The 21,036-nt window shown below is 54.7% G+C and carries 22 protein-coding genes, 2 tRNA genes and 1 pseudogene; 3 read left to right on the plus strand and 22 right to left on the minus strand.

All coding sequences use genetic code 11. The features are described from left to right. Positions 1-127: 127 nt before the first annotated feature. The 10 genes and pseudogenes from AAAX36_RS04175 to AAAX36_RS04220 all read right to left on the minus strand — a co-directional run. Positions 128-202 (minus strand) — tRNA-Val (locus tag AAAX36_RS04175). A 138-nt stretch (positions 203-340) separates the two neighbouring features. Further along, positions 341-1,129, minus strand: coding sequence for a DUF3825 domain-containing protein (locus tag AAAX36_RS04180; protein ID WP_349074141.1), 789 nt, complete (start codon positions 1,127-1,129; stop codon positions 341-343). Between the two features lie 45 nt (positions 1,130-1,174). Next, positions 1,175-1,690, minus strand: a complete 516-nt coding sequence (locus tag AAAX36_RS04185; RefSeq protein ID WP_349074142.1) for a Fic family protein — start codon at positions 1,688-1,690, stop codon at positions 1,175-1,177. Positions 1,691-1,733: 43 nt separating this feature from the next. Further along, positions 1,734-1,859, minus strand: a complete 126-nt coding sequence (locus AAAX36_RS04190) for a hypothetical protein (protein ID WP_349074145.1) — start codon at positions 1,857-1,859, stop codon at positions 1,734-1,736. A gap of 24 nt (positions 1,860-1,883) precedes the next feature. Then, the gene (locus tag AAAX36_RS04195) at positions 1,884-2,573 is read right to left on the minus strand and encodes a helix-turn-helix transcriptional regulator (protein WP_349074147.1); all 690 of its coding nucleotides are present in this window, start codon (positions 2,571-2,573) and stop codon (positions 1,884-1,886) included. 346 nt (positions 2,574-2,919) lie between these two features. Beyond that, positions 2,920-3,450 carry a hypothetical protein gene (locus AAAX36_RS04200; protein ID WP_349074149.1) on the minus strand — a complete coding sequence of 177 codons (531 nt, stop codon included), beginning with the start codon at positions 3,448-3,450 and terminating at the stop codon, positions 2,920-2,922. After that, entirely contained in the window at positions 3,440-4,615 is a 1,176-nt protein-coding gene (locus AAAX36_RS04205; RefSeq protein WP_349074151.1) for an AAA family ATPase, read from the minus strand. The genes AAAX36_RS04200 and AAAX36_RS04205 overlap by 11 nt, the downstream gene beginning before the upstream one ends. A gap of 316 nt (positions 4,616-4,931) precedes the next feature. Beyond that, positions 4,932-5,318 (minus strand): nucleotidyltransferase domain-containing protein, encoded by a 387-nt coding sequence (locus AAAX36_RS04210; protein WP_349074153.1) that lies wholly within the window; start codon positions 5,316-5,318, stop codon positions 4,932-4,934. A 185-nt stretch (positions 5,319-5,503) separates the two neighbouring features. Beyond that, entirely contained in the window at positions 5,504-6,610 is a 1,107-nt protein-coding gene (locus AAAX36_RS04215; RefSeq protein WP_349074154.1) for an LPXTG cell wall anchor domain-containing protein, read from the minus strand. A gap of 110 nt (positions 6,611-6,720) precedes the next feature. Then, positions 6,721-7,020: pseudogene (locus AAAX36_RS04220) on the minus strand (IS3 family transposase); the annotation flags it as partial. A 102-nt stretch (positions 7,021-7,122) separates the two neighbouring features. Between AAAX36_RS04220 and AAAX36_RS04225 the strand changes: the two are divergent. Then, positions 7,123-7,410 (plus strand): transposase, encoded by a 288-nt coding sequence (locus tag AAAX36_RS04225; protein ID WP_349074156.1) that lies wholly within the window; start codon positions 7,123-7,125, stop codon positions 7,408-7,410. 321 nt (positions 7,411-7,731) lie between these two features. After that, entirely contained in the window at positions 7,732-8,265 is a 534-nt protein-coding gene (locus AAAX36_RS04230) for an IS3 family transposase (RefSeq protein ID WP_349074157.1), read from the plus strand. Positions 8,266-8,459: 194 nt separating this feature from the next. On the opposite strand, the gene AAAX36_RS04235 is transcribed toward AAAX36_RS04230, so the two are convergent. From AAAX36_RS04235 to AAAX36_RS04290, 12 genes are all read right to left on the minus strand, one after another. After that, entirely contained in the window at positions 8,460-8,759 is a 300-nt protein-coding gene (locus AAAX36_RS04235; RefSeq protein ID WP_349074159.1) for a nucleotidyltransferase domain-containing protein, read from the minus strand. A 222-nt stretch (positions 8,760-8,981) separates the two neighbouring features. Further along, on the minus strand, positions 8,982-9,479 hold the full coding sequence (locus AAAX36_RS04240; protein WP_349074161.1) for a hypothetical protein: 498 nt from the start codon (positions 9,477-9,479) through the stop codon (positions 8,982-8,984). Between the two features lie 817 nt (positions 9,480-10,296). Further along, positions 10,297-11,373 (minus strand): hypothetical protein, encoded by a 1,077-nt coding sequence (locus AAAX36_RS04245; RefSeq protein WP_349074163.1) that lies wholly within the window; start codon positions 11,371-11,373, stop codon positions 10,297-10,299. A gap of 25 nt (positions 11,374-11,398) precedes the next feature. After that, positions 11,399-11,749, minus strand: a complete 351-nt coding sequence (locus AAAX36_RS04250) for an ASCH domain-containing protein (protein ID WP_349074166.1) — start codon at positions 11,747-11,749, stop codon at positions 11,399-11,401. 1 nt (position 11,750) lies between these two features. Beyond that, complete coding sequence (locus tag AAAX36_RS04255) at positions 11,751-12,731, minus strand: hypothetical protein (RefSeq protein ID WP_349074168.1); 981 nt, start codon at positions 12,729-12,731, stop codon at positions 11,751-11,753. A gap of 309 nt (positions 12,732-13,040) precedes the next feature. Further along, positions 13,041-13,292, minus strand: coding sequence for a UDP binding domain-containing protein (locus AAAX36_RS04260; RefSeq protein WP_349074169.1), 252 nt, complete (start codon positions 13,290-13,292; stop codon positions 13,041-13,043). A gap of 59 nt (positions 13,293-13,351) precedes the next feature. After that, entirely contained in the window at positions 13,352-14,464 is a 1,113-nt protein-coding gene (locus AAAX36_RS04265) for a TIR domain-containing protein (RefSeq protein ID WP_349074171.1), read from the minus strand. A gap of 331 nt (positions 14,465-14,795) precedes the next feature. Beyond that, positions 14,796-14,975, minus strand: a complete 180-nt coding sequence (locus AAAX36_RS04270) for a hypothetical protein (RefSeq protein ID WP_349074173.1) — start codon at positions 14,973-14,975, stop codon at positions 14,796-14,798. A 30-nt stretch (positions 14,976-15,005) separates the two neighbouring features. Then, positions 15,006-16,178 (minus strand): UDP-N-acetylglucosamine 2-epimerase (non-hydrolyzing), encoded by a 1,173-nt coding sequence (wecB, locus tag AAAX36_RS04275; protein WP_349074175.1) that lies wholly within the window; start codon positions 16,176-16,178, stop codon positions 15,006-15,008. 650 nt (positions 16,179-16,828) lie between these two features. Then, positions 16,829-16,904 (minus strand) — tRNA-Ala (locus AAAX36_RS04280). Positions 16,905-17,011: 107 nt separating this feature from the next. Further along, a complete protein-coding gene (locus AAAX36_RS04285) occupies positions 17,012-17,662 on the minus strand; it encodes a thiamine diphosphokinase (RefSeq protein WP_349074178.1) in 651 nt (216 codons plus the stop codon). 9 nt (positions 17,663-17,671) lie between these two features. After that, positions 17,672-18,361 carry an HAD family phosphatase gene (locus AAAX36_RS04290; RefSeq protein WP_349074181.1) on the minus strand — a complete coding sequence of 230 codons (690 nt, stop codon included), beginning with the start codon at positions 18,359-18,361 and terminating at the stop codon, positions 17,672-17,674. 331 nt (positions 18,362-18,692) lie between these two features. Between AAAX36_RS04290 and glgB the strand changes: the two genes are divergently transcribed. Continuing rightward, positions 18,693-20,951 carry a 1,4-alpha-glucan branching protein GlgB gene (gene glgB / locus AAAX36_RS04295; protein WP_349074278.1) on the plus strand — a complete coding sequence of 753 codons (2,259 nt, stop codon included), beginning with the start codon at positions 18,693-18,695 and terminating at the stop codon, positions 20,949-20,951. Positions 20,952-21,036 lie beyond the last annotated feature (85 nt).

Genomic DNA, 21,036 nt, shown 5'->3' on the forward strand with positions numbered 1-21,036 from the left:
TGTAAACGCGCAATGACGACACCTAAGGTGAACTGCATAACATATAACGCCTTAGGCAACTTCGCTTCAATTTTAGTGTCAAAAAGAAAAAGGCCAGAGGCTTAAAACCTCTGACCTGTGCTTTAGATGGTGGGCGATACAAGATTCGAACTTGTGACCCCATCCGTGTGAAGGATATGCTCTACCCCTGAGCCAATCGCCCGTCGCCTTTCGGCAAAAGAGATACTATCATAGCCGCGCGTGGTTTACCAAGAACTTTTTGCCCCCGATTTTAAATTCGTGGGCGCAGACCGCGCAGCCGCAATAAGGGCGGCCGACAAACCAGCAGCTCAACCGCCCTTTATCGTTTAATCCACGAGGTCTCGGGGCGGCAGATAAGTCGCGCGTTGTTGTACGCCATGTCGAGCGTAAGGCACGTTCGCGCGGCGTAGAAGCCGTCCTCGCGCTGGATGGTCAGCGCCAGCTCGGGCTTGTCGCCGGTTAGGCACAGCGGCAGCAGCAGCTGGATCCGACCACCGTAGAACTGCGGTACGGCGAGCGTGTAATTGGCGGCGGCGCGTCGGGCGGCTTCGACGACAGCGCCCTCAAAGGCACGGCGCAGCAGCAGCGAGTTATCCTCCCCCATCAGGCTGGCGGGAATACGCGTAAGGTTCTCCTCATCGCCCAGAATGTGGTCGATGTTGGAGCGGATGGGCAGACGGTAGTCAAAGACCAGCTCAGAGGGGTCCTCGGCAAAGCGTACGCGACATGGCAGGTACTCAAACGAGACCAGCATGGGATCGCTTTCCTTAAAGAAGCCCTTCAAAAACCAGCGCTGGCGCGCATCGGGCTTGGTGTTGGGCTCAAACAGACCGTAGATGGTCTCGTAACGGCGTGTGTACAGGCCGGTGTTAAACAGGCAGCGGTCGTCGTCGAACACCAGCGGCAGGTTGGGCGGAGCGGTCTCGTCTACGTCGCGCTCGGTCAAAAACACTGCGCGGCTAAATGAGAACGACAGGTAGTTTTTGAGAATGCGGTTGCTGGGACCCCAGTCTTCGGGGTCGGCGAGATCGACCAGGCGGTCGTAGCAGGGCTCGGGGCAAAACGCAAAGTCGTAGACATTGCTGCACAGGGTGCTGGGGATTTCCATGTAGTGTCCAATCCATTCAATAACCGGCGTGCGGATGCTTAGATTCTATACGAGCGACAGGTTGCCCGTGCCCGCAATGAATCCGCAGCGCAGCTCTTCGGCCAGCTCGCTGTTCGTGCGGCGACTGGAAACGAGGTCCTGGATCCAGGCGTAGTACTGGTTGTCTTTGGGCTCGGGGCTGTCGGACAGCACGACCGGAGTGCCTGCGAACCTTAAGACGGACAACGCAAAGACAAGGCTGGTTCGTTTGTTACCGTCTTCAAAGATGTGGTCCTTGACCATGTGCTCGGCCACGTAGGTGACCTGGTCAAAGATGTCTGCGAAGCGATCGGCCGGCGATTGGCCGAATATCGTACAGAATGCACCCGCAAGCACGGACTCGACGCGTCCGAGTTCGAGCGCAGCCCGGTCGCCTGTGGCGTCGGTCGTATAGCAGCGCCCGACCGTTATCAACGTGCTGTGCAGGCGCATCACGGCCGCGGCCATGGCCTCGAGCGAAACGGCATCATCGAGCACGAGCGGCGCGAACGGATGCGCCTGGCGCGGCGCGACCGCCATCATGAGTTCTCCAAGAGCCTGAGCGCGTTGGGCATGCCCTCAATGGTCAGCCGAACAGCTTCATCGATTGACGTGGGGCCGCCGAGCAAAATCGGTGATGCTGAATTTGCCACGTGCGCAGTTGATTGATCTTCTTGAGCAACGCAATCAGCGCCGTCATCTTGTTGAACATAGCTCCAAGGCATGTCTGACTCCTCTATAGCTTTACAGACGAAATAGCCTGCGAGTCGTACTCCAGAGCAATCGGCTGCCAGACGAGGTCTTCAATGGTGCAGTTTAGGGTGTCTGCAAGCGCCAATGCCGAGGAGACCGAGGCGCGGCGTAGGCCGAGTTGGTTATGCTCGTAGAGTTGTATGGCGCGAAGCTTAACCCCCGATTGGGCGGCGAGCTGTTTTTGCGTAAGTCCGGCCGCCCTTCGTACCGCCTTGAGGCCCTTTTTGTCTGCCTGGGCGTTGTTCCATTTATCAATGACAATCTGGGCGAATTTGTCTTCGGAGGCCTCGTGAAGCGGATGGTATGAGCCGATTATCCAATCGAGCGGGGCGACTTCAAAAAGGTCGCTAAAACACAAGCTGCTCATCCATTGCGTATAGGCCAAAACCCAGCCCGCCCAATACTGGGGCGAACGGTCGAACGGATAGGTCTCCCTGCCTTCGACGGGGGTCAGTCCCGCATGGGCGATAATATCGCGCGCGAGCTCGTCGCCCGCCATGCCGCAGACGACGCGAGGCGTACCGCGCTCAAACTGTTTCATCTCAAAAGCGTTCGACAGGATGGCCGTCAACTCGGCCGGAGTCAGCCCTTGGTCACAGAGGGCAAAATCGACCGCCTCGCCCAGCGTTCTCATGGCATCCTCGAGATACATCTCACTGTAGGCGTGGATCATCGTCCGTCATCCCCTCTCGAATGATATCGACGATACGGATTCACTCAAATGGATTTTCGGCAAGTGGCTGCCGATATTCAATACTGGCTTCTAAGACTCTCCGAGTTCGGAAGTGCGGGGAAAGACCGAGTTCCGCCAACCAGACCCCGGTTATACCCTTTCGTGACCTGCGGTTTTGACGCCAAAATTTGGTTTGTGCTCGGCTGGATCCTATTTTTCCCCGCACTTCCGGAAATGGGCGTTATGGCTGTGTTGTGCACGGCAAGAAAAGCGCCGAGAAAAGGGCAATCAAGCGGCAGCCGGTAGTCTTGGGAAGCGTTATGGGTATTGCGGTGGCTGCAAGCCTTTACCGGATGAGGTCTGCCAGGCACAACTCGCCCTTGGGGATCTTCGAAAGTCGCTTGTATTCCCTGGCGGCTGCCGTAAGCGAATCGGCATCCCAATAACTTTTGAGGAAGCCTTCCCTCTTTACCTCGTGCATGCCGAGCTCCTGTTTGCAGAAGTCGCTCGGTTTCATGCGTCCGCCGTGCCAGCGTCTCCACGAGCCCTCTCGAATAATGGCCAGCACCTCTATCTCGGGATGAGTCACGTAGCTAACCACCGGGAAGCGGCCGGCGTACAGGTTGCCGAGTTTGAAGCGTTCTTTCCTCGAGTCCAGCACCCTGACGATGCAGACTGGCCAGTCATAGTCTAAGTTGAGGTAGCTATCTTGGATATCGGAGACTTTGCGCAGGCGGGTGACGTCCACGACGTCGGCCTCTGAAAAGACGAGCGCGTCCGCCTCGAGGAGAATGTCCACGGCCACCTGTTCCGCTGTTCCCTCGCAGGAGATGATCGGATGATATCCCGCAAAGCGAAAACCGTTATCACCGCTCATCGGACACCTCCTCTGCGACGAGCTCTTTAAGCGCGCGCACGTCGGCGTAGCGCGGAGCGGTCCCCTTCACAAAGTTCGAGGCGAATACCTCCGATTTCTTGTTCTCGATGCGTTTCACGCGGTCGGCGTACTTCACCACGCGCGCACCGCTGTTGCGTCGGGCGAGAAAGAACACGTTGTCCTTGCGGTGCACGTGATCGAGGAGCTGCGGGTAGTGAGTCGTGAAAACCAGCGTCGCGCCGTTGGGGTTGGTCCCGCGGGCGGCAAACAGATCAAGCACGACGTTAACCAGTTGGCGGTTAAGGTGGTTCTCCACCTCGTCGACTAAAAGGTAGCCGCCGGAGCGCAGGACCCTCATTGCGCGCTGCACCAGCCCTAGGCCACGTACAGTGCCGGAGGAGAGCACCTCGGTGAGCCCCCGCTCGGAGATCGTGATGGGCTCGCGACCTGTAAACGTCAGTACGAAGGCGCGACCGGAGTCCCGGACCTCGAGGTGCTCGATGCCAGAGTCGAAAACACGAAGCACGTCGTCGAGACCGTTGAATTGCTCAGTGAGGCGGAAGCCACCGTCGCGCAATGCTATCGCACGGATGCGATGGCCGAAGTCCTTGGCGAGCACAGCGGCTGCGACGGAAACGTCAGGCGGCGTAAGCGCCGCCCAAGAGTCCGGCATCTGAGCACGGTCGCACAGCGGGGACGCGAGTTTCTCGATTTCGGCCCAGGATGCCAGGGTCGAGCGCTTGAGGGCCTTGGCTGGCAGCGAAGAAATCACCTCATCGGAGAACGTCAGCTCGGGACCGTCGTCGCCTCCTTCGACAGTCTGCAGCACCGACTCGAGCAAGTAAAGACGATCTGCGTGCCATATGACGCACTTGAGCTTGGACGGGCCGTCGAACGCGGCGGGGAACGTTGATGGGAGCCCGCCGCCGCGCGCCGGAGAGCCGTCAACAATGCGGCAGGCGAGCTCCAGCAGGTTCAGTGCTGTTGTCTTGCCCGTAGCGTTAATGCCCGCCAGCGCAACGACGCTATTCACGTAGAGATGGTCCGCCAGTTCGAAAGCCGACTCATCGGAGGCCGTCACGCGGTCGGAGGCGAACAGGTCGATTTCGAATAACCCGTCTTCGAACATCGTGAGATGGTCGAAGTGAATTTTTAGCAGCTTCATCTCATGCCTTTCGAATACTTGGAACAGAATTTATGGCTCAAGTATAACACATGAAGGATATCGCGAATTAAGCCTGCCACTAGGCAGAAAAGGCCTATCCGCATTGCCGACCTCGTCGATATGCAGGTTCAAATGCTTAGACATTTGATCAAATCGTACAAAAATGGCGAGGTGCGTACCTCGCCGATCTGGCACCTCCAAGACGACAGTCTCTTCGGTGGTTAAATTCTCTCACGCTTCAGGAGCTTTTAGAGCTGCATCGATTAGATCGGCGCCGTTGTCGAAGCGACCGGACTCCCCCGTCACTAAGAACGCATCACCTTCGCGAATGGCCTGGAGGGTCACCGGGCTGGGTTCTCTGGAAGGGAAAGGCCGCGGGCTGGCATTCGCAAGCTCCTCGTCCTGCTTGCAGTGCTTCATAGACACGCACCTCATCCTGCTCGATGCTTTTGCGGAAGGCCGGGCGCATGTGCTCTGGTGGGTTGGTGACGACTTCGACATTTCGCCCAAGTTCCATCTCGAGCTCATGGGAGAGTTCGTAAAGCGTGTCGAACGTCATGGTGATGCCGCAGACTAGGCGCAAGTCGATATCGCTATCGGGCGTTTGCTCGCCTCGGGCGAACGAGCAAAAAAATGCTTCGCTGACGTCGTATTGAGCCAGCTCGTGGGAGACAGCGGTGGATATGTCGGTAGGCGAAATCATAGGTTATTAACCGTTCAACAGTAGAACGTCAGTGGGCAGCGACGAAACATAGTCCTTGTTGCGGAAACGCATATGGCTGCACGTTAGACATTGCATGCATGAAAAAGCAACGCTCCCTTGCCGAAAGCGTTGCCCTTAAAGCTTCTACAGAGCTCCTGTATCGCAGCCGAGTGCGTCGCGCCGCCTCAGCAGCGATACGCGACGGCAAGAAGCGCTGTTCCCAGAAGCAAAAACGTTAAGGAAGCAGCGATCCAGTTGTTGTCGCCGGTTTTGGGGAGTGTCGCTGTGGTTCCAGTGACAGTCTTGGGTTTGGACGACGTGATCACCGTAGTTTTATTCACCGTCGTCTTGGTTGTCGCGAATGTCTTGGGCGACGTAGTTGCAGGCTTCACCGCAGAATCCTTTGTCGTGTTATCACCGGGCTTTCCCGCTCCAGGATCAACACTGCCAGCAGGCTCACCCGCTCCGCCACCCGACACATCGCGCGCATCGGTCTCCCCTGCCGGAGGCGTAGCATCCTGGAGCTCAATCACCACATGCGTGGCCACGGCCCCGTCGGCATCCACCACGCCTCTAGCCCCAAAGGCCCCACCGGCGGACGCCACAAAGCGCGCGGACGTAAGCGATCCGGCCAGGCAGCCAACGCCGCCGTCGGCGCCGGTCGCATCTAGCCACGAGGCATCGACGGCAAGCGTCCCGAAGGGCACGCCGTCGCCGGGATCCTCGTCTAGCAGGTACGCGCCGTAAGCGTGCACGCCCGCTCCGGAGCCCGCGCCCGCGGCAACAACGCGCCCGCCACTGCGAACGACAAGACGACCCGCGACCAGGCCGGCCACGACCTCGTCCTCAATGCCGGCCCCATCGCCCCGGGCATTGACGGTGCAGCCGTCCACCACCAATGCCTGAAACGCGTGAATCCCGCACTGCGATCCCGTGGCCGTTAGCGACCCGGTGCCGCGGAGCGTCAGGTTGCCCCACACCTCCAGACCGCACTGCGAAATGTCCACGATGGACGTTTGCATCTCCTTGACGGAGTTTTGTCCGGTCAGGGTCACCACCAGGTCGCCATCGGCGCCGATGGCCTCGCCAGAAAAGCCGCTGAGCTCCAGGTGGTCGGCATCGGTCCAAGCCCAACCGGGGCCCGAGACGCCCGGCTCGTAGTATGTCGCGCCCGCAATGATGAGGCTCTCCGCACCCGCGGCACAAGAAGGCCCGCCAAGCAAAACGCATAGGCAGGCCATGGCGGTAAACAGGATGTAGTGACGGCTAGTGTGGAACGCGGCAGAAAACATAACCGCTCCGATCTTCGCAGGAGCCAATGGAAACTGTACCAAGAAATACCCTGGTAGCAGTAGCTATTAGTGTAGCGAGATGGGGGTGCGGACGATTTCTTGGACCGCGCCTAGGCGTATCCAAGCTTCCTGCGGTACTCCATCGGGCTCAGCCACCCGAGGGACTTCTTGATCCGCTCCTCACGATAGTACACGAGGTAGGCCTCGAGCCTCCCCATGAACTCCCCGGCCGTCACGCCCTCCCAGTCCCTGTAGCGGAAGAACTCGTTCTTGAGGCGCCCGAAGAAGCCCTCGCAGGCCGAGTTGTCCGGGCTGCAGCCCTTCGCGGACATGCTCCTGACCAGGCCGTTCTCCTCGCAGATCCCGATCCACTCCGGCCAGCGGTAGTGGCCGCTCCGGTCCGAGTGGATCGTCGTGCGCACGCCCGCCGGCCTCGCCGCGCAGGCCTTGATGGATTGGCTACACTGGTGTGGACAGTTCCGGGAGGGGCGCAGGAGACGGGAGGGCCGTATATGAGGGACCCCAGGCACCCGAGGCATTTCACCGACGAGTTCAAGAGGCAGATAGTCGACCTCTACAACGCCGGAAAGCCCAAGCGCGGGATCATGGACGAGCACGACCTCGGCAAGAGCACCGTGGAGAGGTGGATCAAGTCGATAAACGCGACCGGCTCGCCGCGCGCCGCGGACAACCGCACGGCCGGGCAGGACCGGATCCTGGAGCTCGAGCGCGAGAACCGCAGGCTCCGGATGGAGGTCGACGTCTTAAAACAGGCGGCGCCGATATGCGCTCGGAAGTGAGGGCCATGGCGGCCAACGAGGGCCGCCGCCCCATATCGGCGCAGTGCGGGCTCCTCGGCGTCGCGAGGTCGACGTGCTGCTCCATGCGCTCGCGGGCCGACCGGCCCGCCGCGCCGGACCCCGCCGCGCCGGCCGTGGTCGCGGCCCACGCCGCCAGCAAGGGCCGGTACGGCTCGCGCAAGATGAAGGCGTCGCCCGGGAGGTCGGGCGTCACCGCCAGCAGGCGCCGGGTCTGCCGCATCATGGGGGGAGAACGGCCTGGCCGGCGCATGCGGCAGGAAGAGGTTCAAGGTGCACCCCGGGGCGGCCAACGAGGTCGACGTGCCCAACGTCGTCGTGCGCGGCTTCGGCGGCAGGGAGCCGCGCGCCCATATATGCGGCGACCTGGCCTACGTGCGCGTGGGGGCGTCGTGGAACTACGCCTGTCTGCTCGTCGACCCCTGCAGCAGGGAGATCGTCGGCCGCTCCGCCGGGCCCGGGAAGGACGCCCGGCCGGTCAAGTCGGAGTTCGCGACGCTCTCCTTCCCCATCTCGGACATCGAGGTATTCCACACGGACCGCGGCAGCGAGTTCGACAACGCCGAGATCGACCTGATGCTCGAGGCCTTCGGCATTGAGAGGTCGCTGTCGGCCAAGGGCTGCCCCTACGACAACGCCGTCGACGAGTCGACCAACAGGATACTGAAGGCCGAGCTCGTCCACCGCGAGACGTTCGGCACGACGCGCGAGCTCCGGGCCAAGCTCTCGGACTACGTGCACTGGTACAACAACTTCAGGATCCACTCGACGCTGGGCTACATGTCTCCGGTCGAGTTCAGGGAGGCGGGGCTGTCCCTCCCGGAATCGTCCAAATAGGTGTTGCCAATCCAGCTCGACCTTCTCCCTGCTGTACATGCGAACCTCAAGTCCGGACCGCCCCGCGGTCCAACTTTCTGTCCGCACCCCCGATCGGGCGAGTGGCGAACGAATTACCTGTAAACGAACCCGAAAATTAGGTGTAAATCGTTTTGCCAGTCGGTGAAAGGAGGAACCACGTTAGCCTTCCTCGCCTACTTCGCTTTATAGAGACACACCTCATCCTGTTCAATGTTATTGCGGAAAGCCGGACGCATGTGCTCAGGCGGATTAGTCATAATCTCAACCGCTCGTCCGAGCTCCTCTTCAAGTTCAAGAGAGATTTCGTATAGCGTGCCAAACGTCATGCAGTCTCCGCAAACGAAACACAGATCGATATCACTATCTGGCGACTGCTCACCGCGAGCAAAAGAGCCAAATAGATATGCCTCACGAACATCGTAGCGAGGTAACACACGGGAGACTGCAAATGATATGTCGGCAAGCGTAATCATGGGTCAAATCTACTTGTCGAGCGCAAGCATTTTGAGCTCTCAACCCTCTCCCCTAAACAAACTCTCCCGTCTTCGGATCGACTAAGTCCGCGAGCTTTATCTCTCCGATAAAGCCGCTCCCCTTGTACTTTCCCGTATAGGTTTGCGAGTCGTACTTGAACGAGATGTTGTACAGCTTGCCGCTTTTTGTTTTCCCGAACAGCCCGTTATCTAAGACCTGGATCAGCGCAAACTAGGGCCCGTAAGATCTATTTGTCGTTCAATTGACTCTCGCATTTTTTGTTGACTTAATGCCTTATACGAAGAGGCAAGAGCAAGTTCTTTCTCAAAAAGATCTTTCCGCTGTGCGGGTTCTTGTAGTTTTTCAGATGCCTGCTCCAGCGACCAATTGTATTCTGATGCTTTTTGAGACATCATTTTAAAAATGATTTGATACTGGTACATCGAAAACAAAAGGGATTGATACGCTTCGATAAATTCGGCGACAGCATCTCCGCTCTTACCTTTGAAGCAAAACCTTGCCTCCATTGCAAGCGACTTCATTTCATCAAGCTTTAGATGTAATTTGAGCTGAAGGTCAGAATCTAACACATGGTTTATTGAGGCCGAAATTGATTGCAGGTACGTAGTGTTCGTCAGCCAAACAAATAGCAGATCGACAGCCATTTGTGGTTTATCGTTCTGTTCCAGGTTCTTAGCATTATTGATGTAAACGCTCATGAGCTTATCGACGGTTATCCATATATTCAATCGTCGATGAAATAGAGACTGTTTATTGCTGAGTCGAGTCTGGTAACAAGAAATGAATAGCGCGAGGATCGCTAAAATGATCGAAAAAAATTCAGGTAGGTTTGTTATGTTCATCGTCGTTCCCGCTGCTTATAATCCTAAATCCAATAGTTATGCACGATTGCTGTTCTGCAGCCCATAGTTTCGATACAAACCGCCTATTCGCTCTGAACTTCATAGTGAAAATCGATTTGTATAAGGTATGAGACAATGGACAATATGGCAGGAGCTTCTTTTCCCAAATCTTGAACTGGCCAGCATCGGCGTTATTCGATACTGGCCAGTTCAAGTTGGATTACAACGTGGTCCTTCGAAAAATCTAACTGTTAAATGGAATTAAATCGTTCATTTATGGAATAGCTTGGGCGTGACTCCAATTGATCGGCCTCAGCATCAGAAAGGTAAATGAAAGATTGTGGGGCCCTTTTTATTCCCAACTCGCTAAGCTCAAAAGGCTTATCAAACCTATGGCAAGAAGCAATATAAAATAAAACCGATTTGCTTCTTCCCTCATAATAAATATCGAACTGGGTTTTACTCAGTGCGCCGGCGTCGGATGTTAAGCTCCATGCCTCTGTCAGGGAACAGCTCGTGGTTTTTGATAACGTAAAATAACCGACAACCCTACCAGAACCTCTTGATTCATATATGAAGCAACGATCGACTGGTTTAGATGGCAGCACCTTCCTATACTCGACAGTTTTCGAGCCTTCAAATATTAAATCTGAGTACTGCTTCTTAATTGAAATTAATATTGCTGCCATAATTGTTTCTGCCTGAATATATTCATATAAGCGCTTTCGCCGATGCGCACAATGCTTTGGGGAATAGTTATTCCATATCTTTTCATATCATTGACATCAATTGGCGGATGTATATAACCCAAAAGATCGAAGCTAATAACAAGCAAGCCATGATCCACTTCCCCCATAAGTGCTCTAAGGTCGGAGTCAGTGTAAACTGTTCGCCCCTTTATTAACTTCAATACTGTGCAGAAATCTTTCGTTCTCGCACAAGTTCTTACAACACCATAGGCCTCAACGGAGTGTCTATCTCTGCTTCGATAGAAAAACAATAGGTCGCCCGACATGATGCGATTTATAGATGACTTGCAAACATAGGCTTTACGGATTGCATTGCCTTCTGATGCTTGGAATTGCAGAGTTTGCCCAAACAACGAGTGGCGGAAATCTGATATATCGGGAAATAATTTCTCGTGCCATTCTGGCTGAATTGGGACAAGAAACTTTCCGACAGTTGAATCATCCTTGTAAGACGGAAAAAACTCACGAGCAAACATATCTTTATCAAGAATATGACTATCATGGTGTGGTGTAATCCACTTGCCAAAAACGCAATCAGCGATTTTTGCGCCACGCGATTTTATGGTTCCGTATTGATGAAAACCGAATTCTTCAAGAAGTTTGATAAGCGACTCCTGAATTGAGCCTGTCGTAAGATAAATGAATGGAATTACCTCGCTGTAGCACTTTTCAAAAACAGAACGGAGCAGTCTTTCACCAAACTTAACTCCACGCGCCTCGTCCGAAACTTTAAAGGTGCATATCTTGAGTGCTATTTCACAAGGAATATCTCCATCACTATTTATAGGCTCATTATGCTCGACCTTAAATATGCAAAGACCGTACAGGTTCTCTCCTTCTCGAATTACGAGTGCATTGCGCCCGCCATCAACGCATTTTTCTTTAAACCACCTATCGAATTCAGGCCCATAATTATCTCGGAGTGAATCAAAGAAACTATCGTTAACATCAAGGTTTGAGCACGAGATCTCTTTGATTAAAGATCCCCTAGTATTTCCCATAGCAATTCCTCCGAAATTTCTGGCTTTAAGAAAAGTTACTAGAGCCGAATAGCTCTTTCAGTGACACTTGAGTCGAAAGCTTTGCTGCCCACAGATTGATTGGGCCACCATTTTCAGGTATAGGGAAAAGTTCTAGGAAAGTATAGGAATCAACGGACGATAATTTGCAGACGAGTTCGTCTTCCGACCGATTAAATTTAATGACTTTCTCAACATAGAATGAACCGAGATATGAGTCTGTGACAGAATCGCGATAGACAATAATGTCCACGCCTTCAAGGGACATGTCTCTGACCTCATATTTCTTTACACCCGAAACAATCATGTCGAAAAACTCGTGACGTATTTTCATAATAGCCATTGTTGCTATTTTCACTTTACCAAACTCCTTGTATGCATTTTGAAGCTAAATCAATAAGTATAGGTGACAGGGTTTGTGCGCAGCTCACGAGCGCATTAGTAATTAAATCGACCCCAACTAAAACGAATAGGTAGAAAAGAATGGTCTTGATACTTATTACTTTACGAGATAAACAAAACTCAAAAATAGATGAACTTTGGGCTTCTTCCCATTGGTAAACAGTATATCGTGGCTTTCTCTGGAACCATGAATGACCAATTGGCAAGAGCTTCTCCTGGTAATTACCCCAACCTTGCGTTTCAAGCTGACGAACTTTATATGGAGTCATCCATGATTCAACGGTCCATTCGGCATCCGCCACTAAAGCTAACTTTACTTTGGCAATTTTACTTTGTGAACAGATCAAGTCATGACCAATGTCTTCCGGAAGACCACGCAATTGATTAAACTCAATAAAAGCAAAAGTGCGGAATGGAATAATAGGCCCAACAATGACCTCTCGCAGATCACCGACGCTAGCGATGGATAAATCTAATGGCGGAATTGGAAGCCTAAATCTATAGTACTTAGGGGTAATTTGGTCGTTGTCGTTAAAGCGAAATTGAAGAAGCGAGCCCCCTTGAGAATGGCGTTTTAACACCAAGCTAGATAAGCTTAGCGAACAAATCGCAAAATTATTGTCACTAGAATTATCAGAGCCTCCAGGCGCAATTAACGCATCCCTAATCATCTTGTTTTCATTGAAAATTGCGCGATAAATATAGCGATCGTGCAACATGTAGGACAAATCAATAATCTGCTTCCTTGAGAATCGATACGGAACATAAATCGTCATAATTCCGGATTCTGATGTGGGAGGGATGCTAATGCCGAAATCTAGGTCGCAACCTTGTTTCCTATCAATCCAAACATTTACATCAATTGAGAGCGAAATATCTTCACCTGAAACGCTAGAGGCATAGATTGCAAAGCTATCGAACTCAGATGGTTTAACCATGCCGAATATACCGCCAGAAATTACTGAATCGAAACGAAGATTACGGAACAACCAATTGGAATTTTAGCAAAAGATATAGGTTTTTTAGCAAACGACAAAATGCAAGGACGAGTATTTCCTCGCCACTTGATTCTATCCATTGGTGTCAGCTTAACGTTAAACAGTGGCACACGTATTGGCCCAGACATTCGAACGGCATTTTATTTACCTAAAAGGGATGAGGGCCATCGACGCTAGCCGATGGTCCCTCATCCTCATCACAGTCAATCAACGGAAGGCGATGCACGCTCAATGCGAACTGTTGCACCCCTAATCCCGCTTAAACAGATCCCTCGTGTACACCTTGTCCGCCACGTCCGCGAGCTCGTCGCTCCAGCGGTTGGCGACGATCACGTCGCAGCCGGCCTTGAAGGCCTCCAGGTCGTGCGTGAGCTCAGACCCGAAGAACTCCGGCGCGTCCAGCGAGGGCTCGTAGACCACCACGCGCACGCCCTTGGCCTTCACGTGCTTCATGACGGCCTGAATAGAGCTAACGCGTAAATTGTCGGAGTTGGACTTCATGGTCACTAAATTCCACATCCAATGAGCGAGCCGTATCGAAAATATGATGGCGTCAGATATTAATCATCGAGCAATTCTTGCCAGCCAATTACAACATCCATAGCCGCAAGGCAAATTGAAGTCGAGGATTCAATTGACTGCATGGTTTTAAACAACGAACGCGAAAGCCGCTTCGCGGGCTCAATGCTGTCTTTAAATGACTGCACTTTTGCCCTAGCTTCTTTTGTGGCAATTATTAAATTCTGGAACGATTCCAAATTATCTTCTTCGGAATTAAAATTCTTCCAGTAAGTAAATAAAGGAGTTAAAACACGTTCTGTTTTATTAACAGCATCTAAAAACTGGTCAGCATGCTCAGCATATGAAGAAGAAATAGGTCTTAGCTCTGTAGCAAGTTGCCCAGTCAACGCTAATGCCACTTTTGGATCCAACTGGTTTAGCTTCCGCTTCTTTTCAATCAGATCGTTTGCCTTATTTATGCATCCTCCAATAGACACAATATCCGAATTAATTAGTTCCGTTGAGGCGGTCATATCATCCAGGGTAGGCTGAAAATCGGCTATAGAATCTAAAAGAAAGCTGCCGTCATCATTGGAGGACTCCTCATGCCCCCCGTTAACATCTGCAGGAATATGTTCAATGTTGTCATGGTGTGTATAAGAGTCTACATCCACCATTGAAATAAGTCGGCCATTTGCTTCCCACAGCTTCCTTGCTGCATTGTTGACAACTTTAATATATTGACCGGAGCCCCTTTCGAGAAACCGAAGATCTGAAATGTCCAGATATTGATACTCAAGCACATTCGAAACGAGAGTAGTGTCCAGTCCAAGCGACTCAGATTTAATATCCGCAAGAAGCAGAGGAAGAAGAAGGTCTTTCACGCCTAATTCTTTTGATTTTCCCATATATTGAGTTAGCTCGGCTCTACAAGAACCGCTATTAAAGTAATTGGGACTTAATATTGGAATGAAGAAGCCGGCATCATTAATGCCGGATGCTATGCTTTTACGCCAGTTATCGCCCCAGGCAATTGATTCGCGGTCAATATACAAATCAAGGGTTGAGCCGCTGAGGATATTAAACTCTGTACATAAATCATCTTTCAAATGACTCAAAAAATCATAGGCATTGTCTGCATGAGCATAGGAAAAGAATCCTGAAATTTGCAATTTGAACCACCTTACGTTTAGATCTAAGAGCGATCTTCTTAATGAATCAAATCAAGTTAATTTTATAACAAATTAGAAGGCTTCTTGAGTTCCTAATAAGGCAGAGGACGTAGAACCTACCCTGTTAGGAGCTCAAGAAAACCCAAAATCCCAGCACCGCTTCTCAGATATTAAATACTCAAAGCCATTTCTGAGGTACTCTTATTTAAAGCGAGCACAACAAAGGCTACTCAACGATTGCGTTAGTAATTATTATTGCGGCAACGGAATCAGAACTATTGCTTTCCCACGATTTCAGGCGCTTCTGTCCAGCGACCTCTTCTCTGAGCTCTTAAATCCTGTCCGTCGCTTTTTCATAATCGCCTGCGAATCCAACAACATTGTTGACAAGTAGTGGACTTTCCACCCGTAGCACCAAATAGGCTGCAGCTACTTCGGCACCAATAACAAACAGGCCGGTTACAACTGAAATTGCTAAATTCCTGGCAAAGTTATCGGATTCTTTCGCCATCCAGCGACTCCATAGTTCAAACCTTGACGATTACAGGTTCTTCCTCCACACCATCTTGTCTACCACGCCGGTGTAGCTCTGGATGATCTTGACCACCTTGGTGGACACGGTCTCGTCTGCGTAGTCGGGAACGGGCGCCTCGGGCAGCGACCCCTCGGCGTCGAGCTCGACGGCGGTGTGGACGGCCTGCAGCAGGCCGCGCTCGCTGATACCGGCGAGCGTGAAGCACGCCTTGTCCAGCGCCTCGGGGCGCTCGGTGGAGGTGCGGATGCACACCGCCGGGAACGGGCGCCCGACGCTCGCGAAGAAGCTGGACTCCTCGGGCAGGGTGCCGGAGTCGGACACCACGGCGAAGGCGTTCATCTGCAGGCAGTTGTAGTCGTGGAAGCCCATGGGCTCGTGCATGCGCACGCGCGGGTCGAGCTCGAAGCCGGTGGCCTCCAGGCGCTTGCGGGAGCGCGGGTGGCAGGAGTACAGGATCGGCATGTCGTATTTCTCGGCAAGCGCGTTGATCGCGGTGAACAGGCTCGTGAAGTTCGCCTCGGTGTCGATGTTCTCCTCACGGTGGGCGGAGAGCAGCATGTAGCGCTTCGGCTCGAGGCCGAGCTCGGAGAGCACTTTTGAGGCCTCGATTTTCTCGAGGTTGGCGCGCAGGACCTCGGCCATGGGCGAGCCCGTGACGTAGGTGCGCTCGGGGGCGCAGCCGGTGTCCCTGAGGTAGCGGCGGGCGTGCTCGGAGTAGGCCAGGTTGACGTCGGAGATCACGTCGACGATGCGGCGGTTGGTCTCCTCGGGCATGCACTCGTCCTTGCAGCGGTTGCCCGCCTCCATGTGGAAGATGGGGATGTGCAGGCGCTTGGCCGCGACGGCGGACAGGCAGCTGTTGGTGTCGCCCAGGATCAGCAGCGCGTCGGGCTGGACCTGGACCATGAGCCTGTAGCTCGCGGCGATGATGTTGCCCACGGTCTCGCCCAGGTCGGCGCCCACGGCGTCCAGGTAGACATCCGGGTCGTCGAGCGACAGGTCGCGGAAGAAGATGCCGTTCAAGGTGTAGTCGTAGTTCTGCCCGGTGTGCGCCAGCAGGCAGTCGAAGTGGCGGCGGCACTTCTTGATGACCTCGGACAGGCGGATGACCTCGGGGCGGGTGCCCACGATGATCAGCAGCTTCAGGCGGCCGTCATCCTGAAATTTTAGATTAGACATACTCATAATATGAGTGCAGTGGCTAGAGACGCGGACGTGTATCGCAAAATGACCGCGTCTCCAGCTGGCTGCGTGCGACCCAGTCAAGCAGGAACAAAACTGGACCGCACGCAAACAGCTGTAGGACTGCTGCGAATTGTCATGAAATATCGGTTCGAAAAAGCTTGTACATAGAAAAGTGTAAGCCATTCGATGCGATACGCATGACGACGCTATTGGAGCTCGTGGTTTTTCTGGCACCGCCGTTACGGCCGGATGCTGATCTACCCTGTGCTTCGCGACCAGTTAAACCGTGAGCGCAGTTGAACCCATGTAGCGGAAGATATCCTAACACAAGGCGGCCAGAACCGATTGAGGCCGTGCGCGGCAACATATCATTCATTCGCAGTGCTTAAGGTGGTTATTTTGCGAACTTGTTCACACTGACGCAGGTTATGCAGGTGTGCCTGCTGGCGCACATCACCCGAGCTGCAAAGCTGAGGGCGTGAAATGTAAAAAGAAATTAAGCTGGGTTAACAAACTATGTACAAAAGCGAGAAGTAAATTGCGCAACTTTTTGGGGTGTGGGTGTTGGTGTGGCGTCACTATGGTTTGCGCGATGGCTGTATATGAAAAAAGCCTCCGGTTTCCCGGAGGCTTTGCATTCACGGTGGTGGAGACGAGGGGGATCGAACCCCTGACCTCTTGACTGCCAGTCAAGCGCTCTCCCAGCTGAGCTACGCCCCCGTGACGAGGAAATACTATAGGGGAAGTTGGCGTGGGGTGCAAGGGGGAATTTTGGATTGATTCTCTGCCTTACGGTTTTCCTGGGACGGCGGATAAAAACCCTGATGTTATTGCCCTTTTTTGTAGAGGTACGCGATGGCGATACCGGTGTGGACTTGGATCGTTGCTGTTGACCTGACGACGTTGCTGATGCCGGTGTCGGCCAACAGGCCCAAGGGGCTGTGATCTAGTTCCCATTCAAGGCCGTGCTCGCTTGCAACCGTCCCAGGGGCTATGGCAATGATGGAGAACGTCTTACCTTCAGAGCCCTCGATGGTCCACGATTCGCCTCCGCGCAGGATGCGGGCGACCACCTTGTCCTCGGCGATCCAGATGGGAGCATCCTCGTAGCTCGCGAGCAGCCCCAGTACGGAAAGGGCCATATCCGGGCGGCCGCCGGTGGCGCAGGTCGCAACCACTTCGGCACCCGGCCAGCGACGGCGGACGGAATCGAGCGCCAGCGCCAGATCGGTATGGTCCTTGTACGGGTCGTGGCGCTCAACTTCAAAATCGGTGGCGGCATCGACCAACGCGCGGCCCGCATCGCTCACCGTGTCGGCATCCCCCACATAGACGTCGCAGCCCAATCCCGCGCCCAGCAGCGCGTCGAGTCCGCGGTCCACGGCGACAACGTGGTCGCACTCCCCTGCTAGCCTACGCAACAGATCCGCGCTTGCCACCACGGGCGAGCCGCAGACCAATAATACTTTGCAAGCCACAGCCCTCGCCTATCCCTCAAACGAAAGCACACGGTCAAGGTCCAGCTCTTCATAGCTGTCGATAAAGATATCGCAGTTGGAACGCACCTCGTCGCGCTTCATGCGGCCGTGCGGGTCATAGATGCCCACGCGCTTAAAGCCGGCGACCCCAGAGCTCTTAAGGCCAAAAACGGCGTCCTCAAACACCCATGCGCGCTCAAACTTGTGCCCATGGCGCTCTTCCAGGCGGCGCAGCGCCAGCTCGTATACGTCGGGGAACTGTTTGGAGCGTCCTGCCTCGCCCGTCGTGGTAACAAATTCCATGTAAGCGTCGAGCCCGGCACCAGCGAGCGCGGACTGCACCAGCTCGGCCGGCGTGGACGTAGCCACGCACATGGCAATGCCCGCCGCCTTCGCCTGCTCCAAAAATGCCAGGAGACCCTCGCGCGGCGACACCTTGGAGTACCCATCAATCAAAATCTCGCCCAGCTCGCGATACAGCTCCTCGCCATTCGCGCCAATGCCCCACGTGTCGTGGTAGGCCTGGCACTCGTCCTCCAGCGACAGGTGCTCAAATTGGGCAAAGTCATCCACGGTCACGTCGACACCGTGGCGGTGCAATAACTCGGGCTGTGCATAGGCCCAAACGGGGGTGCTATTAACCAGCGTGCCGTCGCAATCGAAAATAAAAGCAACCTTGGGAGCGGCGGTATGGGACATAAACGAACCTTTCGATATCAAATGGTAAACATCCTGCTAAAAACGTTTTACCAAACGTCAGCCAAACAATTTTGAAACCCAAATTGGTAAAACTGTCAAGAGTTTTACCACGTCAATTCTGCCAGTGGTATAAACATGTCGCTTACCGATTAAACGCCCCCGCAAATCCGCTTTCGTCCATAAAACTAACGCACAGGTGTTATCGTAGTTTCTGCCGAAAGTTCCACCGAGCACGCGAGGTGGAACGAATCACAGAAACTTCGCCGTCCCTTCGATTCGTGCAGCCTTGGACCTTTCGCATCTAGTCACCAAGGCAACACGCTGCCGCGTCATGATGGGATCAAACGTGAGCGATACAAAGCTAAAGCCAACGGCTAAAAAGCCCGCAACTCGCAAACCGGCTCCGCACGCACCGGAGCTCTCTAAGGACGATGTCTATCTGTTTGGCATTGGAATGTGGGAGCGCAGCTGGGAAAAGATGGGCGCGCATCCCGACACGCAGAACCGTACGCGCGGCTGGCGCTTTTGCGTTTGGGCGCCCGATGTAAAGAGTGTCCATGTCATTGGCGAATTTAACGACTGGGATGAGGAAGCCAACCCACTGGTGCCCGTTCATACGAGCGCTATTTGGGAAGGCTTTATTCCTGGCGCCGAGCAGGGCCAGCTCTATAAATATCTCATCGAGACCAACGAGGGCGAGAAGCTCTACAAGGCCGATCCGTATGCCTTTAAGGCCGAGTGCCCTCCGGGTACCGCGAGCGTGCTGTGGACCCTCGATGGCTACAAGTGGAATGACGCCGCGTGGCTCAAGCGCCGCGCCGGCCACAACCACATGTCGCAGCCGCTCAACATCTACGAGGTGCATATTGGCTCGTGGAAGCGCCACGGCGACGCGCCGCAGGGCGAGCCCGACGAGTACGGCAACTACCCCGGACCCATGGATCCCTTCCCCGCGCAGCGCGGCGAGTTCTATACCTACGACGACCTGTCGGTGGAGCTCGTGGACTACGTGCGCGACATGGGCTACACGCACATTGAGGTAATGCCGCTTATGGAGCATCCCTTCGATGGCTCCTGGGGCTACCAGACGACCGGCTACTATGCCGCCACGTCGCGCTACGGCAACCCGCAGCAGCTCATGCACTTTATCGATGCGTGCCACGAGGCAGGCATCGGCGTGATCATGGACTGGGTACCCGGCGGTTTTTGCGCCGACTCCCACGGCCTTGCCACCTTCAACGGCCACATGCTGTTTGAGCACGAGATTCACCCCAACTGGGGCACGCACAAGTTTGACTTCGCCCGCGGCGAGGTCCGCTCCTTCCTGGTCTCCAACGTGCTGTACTGGCTCGAGAACTTCCACGTGGACGGCATTCGCATGGACGGCGTGTCCAGCATGCTGTACCTCAACTTTGGAATCGACGATCCCGGCCAAAAGAAGTTCAACAAGTACGGTACCGAGGAGGACCTGGACGCCAGCGCGTTTATCCGTCAAGTTAATTGCGCTGTAGAGGCGCACTACCCCGACGTGATGATGATGGCCGAGGAGTCCACCGCGTGGCCGCTCGTGACCTACCCGCCGCAGGACGGCGGCCTGGGTTTCCACTACAAGTGGGACATGGGCTGGATGAACGACACCCTGCACTACATGCAGACCGATTATCCGTGGCGCCCCGGCAACCACGGCCTGCTCACGTTCTCCATCATGTATGCCTTTACCGAGAACTTTATCTGTCCGCTGAGCCACGACGAAGTCGTGCACGGCAAGTGCTCGCTCATCGGCCGTATGCCGGGCGACTGGTGGCGCCAGTTTGCCGGCCTGCGCACGCTGGCCTTCTACCAGATGACGCACCCCGGTGCCAAGCTCAACTTTATGGGCAACGAGATCGGCCAGTTTATTGAATGGCGCTACTACGAGTCCATTCAGTGGTTCTTGACCGAGGAGTACGAGACCCACCGTCATCATCAGGCGTTTATCAAGGCGCTTAACCACCTGTATACCGCCGAGCCCGCCCTGTACGAGCGCGGCTACACCGACGATGGCTTTACCTGGATCGACGCGGACAACTCCAAGCAGTCCATCGTGAGCTTTGTCCGTCAGGGCGAGGACGTCGATGACGACCTGGTGATCCTGATCAACTTTGACCCGGCGAGCTACGAGAGCTTCCGCGTGGGCGTGCCGCGCGAGGGCGACTGGGAGGTCATCTTCGATTCCGACCGTCCCGAGTTTGGCGGCAGCGGATACGCCGGTGAGGAGCCCTACACCTGTTCGAGCGAGCCCTATCCCTGGAACGGGCAGATGGACTCCATCGAGATGAAGGTGCCCGGCCTGGCAGGCGTGGTGCTCAAACGCCGCGGTCCCAGCAGCTACAAGCCGCCGGTGGTCGAGAAGCCCAAGAAGGCGGCGCATAAGCGCACGTCCTCGGTGAAGCCCAAGGCCGCGGCTGCTAAGAAGGCTCCGGTTAAGGCGAAGACCGCCAAGCCCGCTGCCAAGGCTACGGCTAAGCCCAAGGCCAAGAAGGCAACCAATAAAAAGGCTGCTCCCAAGGCTAAGGCAGGCGCTGTTAAAGCGTCTGGCAAGGATGCGTAACAAAGCCGTTACAGTTGTAACTACCCGCCTCGCCGAGGCGTAGGATACAAGTCATAACCGTTCCGGGAGAAACATCCCCGGGGGA

The sequence above is a fragment of the Collinsella sp. CLA-ER-H10 genome, from assembly GCF_040092475.1.
In the GTDB taxonomy this organism is placed as follows: domain Bacteria; phylum Actinomycetota; class Coriobacteriia; order Coriobacteriales; family Coriobacteriaceae; genus Collinsella.

Bases quoted from the DNA above. Each gene is read 5' to 3' on its own strand.
- wecB (WP_349074175.1), bottom strand. From the start codon at position 16,178: ATGTCTAATCTAAAATTTCAGGATGACGGCCGCCTGAAGCTGCTGATC.
- AAAX36_RS04245 (WP_349074163.1), bottom strand. From the start codon at position 11,373: ATGGGAAATACTAGGGGATCTTTAATCAAAGAGATCTCGTGCTCAAAC.
- AAAX36_RS04190 (WP_349074145.1), bottom strand. From the start codon at position 1,859: ATGTTCAACAAGATGACGGCGCTGATTGCGTTGCTCAAGAAGATCAAT.
- AAAX36_RS04215 (WP_349074154.1), bottom strand. From the start codon at position 6,610: ATGTTTTCTGCCGCGTTCCACACTAGCCGTCACTACATCCTGTTTACC.
- AAAX36_RS04255 (WP_349074168.1), bottom strand. From the start codon at position 12,731: ATGGTTAAACCATCTGAGTTCGATAGCTTTGCAATCTATGCCTCTAGC.
- AAAX36_RS04200 (WP_349074149.1), bottom strand. From the start codon at position 3,450: ATGAGCGGTGATAACGGTTTTCGCTTTGCGGGATATCATCCGATCATC.
- glgB (WP_349074278.1), top strand. From the start codon at position 18,693: ATGATGGGATCAAACGTGAGCGATACAAAGCTAAAGCCAACGGCTAAA.
- AAAX36_RS04235 (WP_349074159.1), bottom strand. From the start codon at position 8,759: ATGATTACGCTTGCCGACATATCATTTGCAGTCTCCCGTGTGTTACCT.
- AAAX36_RS04225 (WP_349074156.1), top strand. From the start codon at position 7,123: ATGAGGGACCCCAGGCACCCGAGGCATTTCACCGACGAGTTCAAGAGG.
- AAAX36_RS04240 (WP_349074161.1), bottom strand. From the start codon at position 9,479: ATGAGCGTTTACATCAATAATGCTAAGAACCTGGAACAGAACGATAAA.
- AAAX36_RS04290 (WP_349074181.1), bottom strand. From the start codon at position 18,361: ATGTCCCATACCGCCGCTCCCAAGGTTGCTTTTATTTTCGATTGCGAC.
- AAAX36_RS04270 (WP_349074173.1), bottom strand. From the start codon at position 14,975: ATGGCGAAAGAATCCGATAACTTTGCCAGGAATTTAGCAATTTCAGTT.
- AAAX36_RS04195 (WP_349074147.1), bottom strand. From the start codon at position 2,573: ATGATCCACGCCTACAGTGAGATGTATCTCGAGGATGCCATGAGAACG.
- AAAX36_RS04180 (WP_349074141.1), bottom strand. From the start codon at position 1,129: ATGGAAATCCCCAGCACCCTGTGCAGCAATGTCTACGACTTTGCGTTT.
- AAAX36_RS04260 (WP_349074169.1), bottom strand. From the start codon at position 13,292: ATGAAGTCCAACTCCGACAATTTACGCGTTAGCTCTATTCAGGCCGTC.
- AAAX36_RS04205 (WP_349074151.1), bottom strand. From the start codon at position 4,615: ATGAAGCTGCTAAAAATTCACTTCGACCATCTCACGATGTTCGAAGAC.
- AAAX36_RS04185 (WP_349074142.1), bottom strand. From the start codon at position 1,690: ATGATGGCGGTCGCGCCGCGCCAGGCGCATCCGTTCGCGCCGCTCGTG.
- AAAX36_RS04210 (WP_349074153.1), bottom strand. From the start codon at position 5,318: ATGATTTCGCCTACCGACATATCCACCGCTGTCTCCCACGAGCTGGCT.